A 5,514-nucleotide genomic window follows, 5' to 3' on the forward strand; every position below is an offset into this window, starting at 1 on the left:
CTCGGAGGTCGCCGTGATCGCCGATGACACCGCGGATGCCGAACTGGTCGCGGCCGACCTGCTCGGACAGGCCGAGCACGGGCCCAATTCCCCCGCGGCGCTCGTGACGACATCCGAAAGGCTGGGTCGCGAGGTGATCGCAGCGGTCGAGCGACAGCTGGTTGGACTGTCGACCCGTGAGATTTGCGGTCCGGCGTGGCGGGACTACGGCTCGGTGATCGTGGTGAAGTCTCGCGAGGACGCGGTGCTGGTGATGGATGAACTGGCGCCCGAGCACCTCGAAGTGCAAACATCTGAGGACGAGTGGTACCACGATGCTCTCGCGAACTATGGATCGCTTTTTCTCGGGCAGTGGAGCACCGTTGCATACTCCGATAAGGGGATGGCCGGCACCAATCACACTCTGCCGACCGCCGGCGGTGCCAGGCACAGCGCGGGACTCTCGGTGTCGCGATACCTGAAGCCGCTGACCTATCAGCGCATTTCCCGTGCCGCCACTCTGAGTGTGGCTCCGGCCGTGGAGATTATTTCCGCGAGCGAGGGGATGACCGCGCACCAAGCTACCGCGACGATGCGCATTGCTCGCCTCGAGGAGAGGCCTGCTCTGAGCATTGCAGAGTGATTGCGCGTCATCGTGTCACTTCAACTCCCGGCAGTTCGCGCACCCTTCGATACCGATCGACAGTGGCGCTGCATTACCGTGGACTGCTCTCACCGTGAAGTCGCGGGTTCAGGGCACCGCTCGGTGGAGGTCGCGGTTCAAGCGATGTTCCTCCGGCCCCCACAGAAACCGCGCAACGGGCTAGGTCAGAGTTCAAATCTCACTGGTTCCGCCAAGTAGTCCAAGTTGAAACCCCCGGCACGCGCAAGCGGCCCGGAGGTTCGGTTCTGTCCCTCGCGTCTGCTGTGTGTGGCCCCGTCGAGGATGTTCTGCGTCAGCCCGGTCCCGAACCAGGCGATGGAGTTTGAGAACGAAGACATAATCGTCCCCACCTGAAGCGCTGGCGGGGACGGGTTCGATCGCCATAGTTCGAGCACTCCTTCCTTCAGGAACCCACCGAGAGTTCAGCGGGGAGCCCGGATCGGTCGCGACGGGCCGACAGTGTGAGCGTCGCCGAGACGCGGAGAAGGGATTCGCAGTACGCGGAGGAGACCCATCCCGAACGAGTTATGTTCGGTGAAAGCACGCCGGAGACGGCAAGTGGTTCATCGTCGCGATCAAACGGGTCGTGGGCCAGTCGAGTGGAAGGGGTCAATTCAACACGCTGTCGGGACGAGGACGATCTGTAAAATTCGTTCCATGAGAAACACAGTCTTCGACAAGAGTGCACGAGAGACACAAGACATCGACGTGGCAGGGGAAGGCGATAAGCGCCGAGCTTTCCTGACCCCGTTCCCCAACACAACCGGGGTCACTGCCGTGATGCCCGAAAAAAATTCTGACGATCACGTCTTCTCGCAGACGGACGACCATTTTCATAACGCGGTGCGTGTTGCCTCTAACCCGACCACGACGGGAGACACAGCGTGAGCCTTGCACCAAACTCATCGGAGGAATCGCGATTGAGTGCCGCGCGAGGGTTGTTAGGAGCGCTACTCGCTCCGACAACCCATCGGGCACGGATCATTTGGACCGCGGGGGTTGGCATTGTCCTTGTCCTTATCGTCGGCCTGATTATTCGAACCAGTCGCTGGGACTTTGCCGTCGTGCAGTTTTTCAACGGCTACCACCATGGAGCGGTCGGCTCTCTGACTAACGCCGTCTATATGATCTTCGAACCGGTACCGGCCATCGTCGGAACAGTGGTTCTCACGGGCATCGTCCTTGCGCTGACGCGAAATCTCCGAGTGGCGTCTACCTTCGCTGCCACTATCGCTGCCACCTGGCTTTCCTTGGCAGTCGTTAAGTTGATCGTGCACCGGCTTCGTCCGGATTCCGCTCTTCTGCCGTTCCCATTCAGCCCTGCGCAGGTCGACGCGTCCTATCCCAGCGGTCACGCTGCCTTCGTTACCGCTCTCGTTGTGACGATCGTGCTTGGTCTCGCCGCAAGAGGAAGCCGTTGGGTAGCGGGAATCATTGGCGCGTTGCTGATTCTCGGAGTGGGAACAGCGCTCGTTGTGGACGGTGTCCACTTCCCGAGCGACGTCATCGCCTCCATCGTCTGGGGGATCGTCGTTGCACCGCTCGCTCGAACAATCTGGGTGCCAGTTGTGCTCGGTGGTCTCGTCGGTGCCAGGTTGCGGCGCGGCCGAGACGCTCGACAGCTCCGATAGCAGCTCCGGCTAGCAGAGCCGATCAGACAGTCGACAGGATGCGGGCTTCCGGAGGGGGGAGTCGTCGGACGAACAAGATGCCGCTCGCAAACAGGGCTGTTGTCGCACTGCTTGGGTGAACTGCTGGGTAGCTTTCACGCCACAAGACTGATCGTGCGGAGACCTCTCCGTCCGCAGATTGAAGTACCCCTGTCCCAGGCGAAAACTCCAGGTATTCGGCAGTGGACATCGGCGGTGATGTGTAGCGGGCCGCAATCGCATCCCAACATCAACGAAAAAATGACACCCTGTGACGATTATTGAATCAGGCAGCGACAGGAGTGTCACGACGGCGAGCTCCGCGCCCGCGCGCGCTGACCGTGTCCATGGGCCGCTCACGCGGGTGGTGATCCTGGTCGTCTCTGTGCTTGTCGCAGTTTTAGTGTTGGCGTTCGAAGCTGCGGGCGGGACCGCGTTCGCAGCCCGGTCAGTCGCCCAGGTCATCAACAACATCGCGGGCGGCACGTCGCCCACGGCTGCCACCATCACCCGGTGCAACGGGTCAGCGAATGGCGGAGGCGCGAAAAAACGCGTGACCCGCCTCGTCGGAACCGGCTCCACCGAGTCTGTTCAGTTGGCAATCACGATCAATCAGTGCAGTGGATGTCAAACGCCGGTGGCGCGGTCCTAACCTGCACGACGGAGCTCGGTCGTGTATCCGGGTGAAAACCGTCGTTTATGGAGCAATAGGGGCCGTTATTCTCGGATTTGGCATCGCGACGGCGCTCACCCTCGTGAATGGCACCGGCGGTCATGCGGTGGCGGCCAGCCACCCGCCAGCCCCTGCGCCGTCCCCCGGTCGGCCACTCCGGCTGCGCGTTTCGCCGCCGCTCTGTTTCCCGCCCAAAAAACGGTGTGGTCACCGTCGCCTTCACTGATGGGTGGGCACTCGTTCACTCCCCGCCCGGAAAGCGCTTCCGTCGACCGCGCCCGGGCATGCTTCCGCGCAAACCGCGGGATGGATTCACGTTGATTCCCTCACGAGAGATCACCCCCCGACGCAGCGGGTCGTCGTGCCGATCACAGCACAGACAGCGGCGATAGCCGACGTGCCAGCCGATTCCGCGGAATGGAAATCACGCAAGGCTGCCTTCCCGGGTTCGGCGGCGCCCGAATCGGCGAACTGTCCCGAATCGGCGAACTGTATTGAGACCCCTGCTTCGTTCTCGAAAACGAAATCGAACGGTAACGACACCAGGCCCCGTTTGAATGGCGGACCGAACGACCATCCCGTCAAGCCATTCACGTTCGAGGAGTCGCGCGTGCAGTTGCGCGTGCGCTTGCGATTGCGCGGTATCGCCCAGACCGATACAACACAGCTCCGCCGCGCCCAGGTCGGTGACCTGAGCGCGGATCTCTCGACGAAGTCCTGAACCGGGTGTGGGCTACGACTTCGCCTAGGGTGTCTCCTCGTCGATCTTCTCGGCGAGGAACTCCCCGATGGCGAACGACGAGGTGGCCGCCGGGGACGGCGCGTTGAGCACGTGAAGCACGTTGCCGTCTCGGCGGATCAGGAAGTCGTCGATGAGATGGCCGCGGGCATCCATCGCCTGGGCGCGGATGCCCATCGGCCCGCGGTGCAGGTCGCTCGCGCGCACGTCAGGCACATACTGCCGCAGCGAATTCGCATAGGCGCGGGCAGACACGTCATGGGAGAACTCGGTCCAGGCTGTGCCGAGGTTGGCCACGGCGAAGCGCCAGAATCCGGGGTAGCCGAGCGAGGAGAGCGAATCGCGGGGAGAGACCGCCCACGGCTTGTAGGTGCGGCGGCTGAACGCGAGGAACGCGTTCGGACCGGCCCAGACCTCGCCGTTGACACGTCGGGTGAGGTGCACCCCGAGGAACGGCAACGAGGGATCCGGCACTGGGTAAATGCTGCCTCGAATGCGGTCGGCCAGCGGTTGTGACACGCGATACCAGCTGCCTCTGAAGGGCAGAATGCGCACATCCTTCGCCGCGTCGCCCGCGAGTCGGTCGGCCTGGAGCCCCGCGCAGACTACAGCTTGACGGCCACGGCGCACCGCGCCGCCGGGCCCGGTGACGATGCAGCCCTCGGCCGTGCTCTGCACGGAGCGAACGGGCCAGGAAGTGAGAAGAGTGCCCCCGAGCACAACCACTTCTTCGGCGAGCTGGCGAGCGACCTCGGCGAAATCGAGGACACCGGTGCGCGGGGAATGGATGGCCGCTACCCCCTCGACTGCCGGCTCGATCTGCCGGAGTTCGCTGCGATCCAGCCGTCGAAGTCCCGGTACGCCATTCTGTGTCGAGCGCTCGAATAGCCGTGCGAGGCCGGGCAGTTCCGCGTCGGAGACGGCGACGACCAGCTTTCCGGTGAAGTCAATGGGGATGTCGTGATCGAGGCAGAACTGCTCCATCAGGGCACGTCCCCGCGCACACAGTACGGCTTTCAGCGATCCGGGGGCGTAGTACACGCCGGCGTGGAGCACGCCGGAATTATGGCTGGTCTGATGGCTCGCGACATCCGCTTCCGCTTCGACGATAGTCACCAGGGAACCGGGGCGTTGCCTGAGCAATTGCCACGCGGTAGCCAACCCGATGATGCCGCCACCGACGACGACAACGTCGTCGACGTCGTGATCGGGGGGGTAACCAGTCGACATCGGGTTCGACGATTCATTCGCCATAAATCGAATTGTATCCAGCAGGTGCCAAGAAAGCGATGCGACCGGCATCCGCTCGTCCTGTGACTCAGCGAGCGAGCGAACGATCCGTGTCCGCACCGTCGTCCAGGTCAACGACTAGACGCCGAGTTCGCCAGGACCTCGATACGAGCGCCCTCGCACGACCTCAGACGCGAGCGGAACCTTCTCCGCGCTGCGATCGCTTATAGGCCTTGAGCGCCTTGACCCGGGCGTTCTCCTCGTTGACTTCCGCATGCGTGGAGCGTTCGCGTACGAGCCAGGCCGGTGGCTTTTGCAGCAGCTCCGAGATCTCGTCCGTGGTCAGCGGCTCGGTGACCTCGCCACGGGCGAGTCCGGCATTCGAGACGCCGAGCTTGTGGGCGACGACGGGGCGCGGATGTGGTCCGGTCTTGCGCAACTCCACCAGCCACTCCGGCGGCTCGGCGATCATCTGGTTCAATTGCACCCGCGAGACGGGCTCGGCCTGGAACGATTCGGGCGTGGCCGGGAGATAGACCCCGAGTTTCTGGGCCGCTGTCGCGGGCTTCATGGTCTGCGC

6 protein-coding genes are annotated in these 5,514 nt (G+C 63.3%); 4 read left to right on the top strand and 2 right to left on the bottom strand.

The genetic code is table 11. The features are described from left to right. The 4 genes from H7290_RS04235 to H7290_RS04250 all read left to right on the top strand — a co-directional run. Positions 1 to 622: histidinol dehydrogenase (locus tag H7290_RS04235; RefSeq protein WP_290512772.1), on the top strand; the 622-nt coding region annotated here is incomplete at its 5' end. A 678-nt stretch (positions 623 to 1,300) separates the two neighbouring features. After that, on the top strand, positions 1,301 to 1,531 hold the full coding sequence (locus H7290_RS04240) for a hypothetical protein (RefSeq protein WP_290512773.1): 231 nt from the start codon (positions 1,301 to 1,303) through the stop codon (positions 1,529 to 1,531). Continuing rightward, positions 1,528 to 2,274 (top strand): phosphatase PAP2 family protein, encoded by a 747-nt coding sequence (locus tag H7290_RS04245; RefSeq protein ID WP_290512774.1) that lies wholly within the window; start codon positions 1,528 to 1,530, stop codon positions 2,272 to 2,274. Before H7290_RS04240 ends, H7290_RS04245 begins: the two co-directional genes overlap by 4 nt. 1,052 nt (positions 2,275 to 3,326) lie before the next feature. Next, positions 3,327 to 3,686 carry a hypothetical protein gene (locus H7290_RS04250; protein WP_290512775.1) on the top strand — a complete coding sequence of 120 codons (360 nt, stop codon included), beginning with the start codon at positions 3,327 to 3,329 and terminating at the stop codon, positions 3,684 to 3,686. A gap of 24 nt (positions 3,687 to 3,710) precedes the next feature. Here the strand turns inward: H7290_RS04250 and lhgO are convergent, their stop codons facing one another. Further along, entirely contained in the window at positions 3,711 to 4,958 is a 1,248-nt protein-coding gene (gene lhgO, locus H7290_RS04255) for an L-2-hydroxyglutarate oxidase (protein ID WP_290512776.1), read from the bottom strand. 163 nt (positions 4,959 to 5,121) lie between these two features. Next, a partial coding sequence (locus H7290_RS04260) for a DUF5997 family protein (protein WP_290512777.1) occupies positions 5,122 to 5,514 on the bottom strand: 393 nt, incomplete at its 5' end.

The organism is Aeromicrobium sp. (assembly GCF_014378035.1).
Lineage (GTDB): Bacteria > Actinomycetota > Actinomycetes > Propionibacteriales > Nocardioidaceae > Aeromicrobium.

Excerpts from the sequence above, each read along its gene's own strand:
- H7290_RS04240 (WP_290512773.1), top strand. The coding sequence starts at position 1,301 with ATGAGAAACACAGTCTTCGACAAGAGTGCACGAGAGACACAAGACATC.
- lhgO (WP_290512776.1), bottom strand. The coding sequence starts at position 4,958 with ATGGCGAATGAATCGTCGAACCCGATGTCGACTGGTTACCCCCCCGAT.